The organism is Streptomyces narbonensis, from assembly GCF_014649015.1.
Lineage (GTDB): Bacteria > Actinomycetota > Actinomycetes > Streptomycetales > Streptomycetaceae > Streptomyces > Streptomyces narbonensis.
Genome location: NZ_BMSF01000178.1, coordinates 1 through 559, shown reverse-complemented (window position 1 = coordinate 559; position 559 = coordinate 1). Strand labels below are relative to the sequence as shown.

Annotated in this window: 1 protein-coding gene; it reads left to right on the top strand. The window is 34.0% G+C overall.

The features are described from left to right. Nucleotides 1-352 (top strand): hypothetical protein (locus tag IE124_RS36415; protein WP_229833207.1); only part of this gene is annotated, 352 nt, incomplete at its 5' end. Nucleotides 353-559 lie beyond the last annotated feature (207 nt).

Below are 559 nucleotides of genomic sequence, written 5' to 3'. Positions count from 1 at the left end.
TGTGGCACATTATCCACTTCTTTTTGATTTCCTGCATAAATCTTGCCCGAAGAGTATTATCGCTACTAGTGAAGCTAGCATTCACGAAAATGCCTCGCCCTCTCCTCTTTTAGAACACGATGAATTACCAGCAGAGAGCATAAATAGTTTTTACGGGGAGAACGAGCTACAGAGTGATTCTTTAGCTCCACTTCAAACTCATGACGATAACATATCTAGTTGCAAAAAAATACTACCCCCAAAATTCAACACAACAAGTGGCCCCTCAATTGAAACTAATTTTGAAAATATTAGCGCAGATGGCCTCACATACACCAAATGTTCTTTAAAAAACTCAATATCTTTGACTTAAAATTTAACTTACATGTTAATGGTATGTAAGATATACTCTATATGTATTAAGCAGACTTTAATTAGTACTTAAGAATTGAATTAAAATAGGTTCGGGTAAAACGGATAGTTCTTCAAAAAATACTGTATTTCCAGCGTTTCTAAATAACAATAGCATTTGGGAAAACCTTCTTTTACTATTCGAACAAGAAACAGTTTTTTGTTTAGT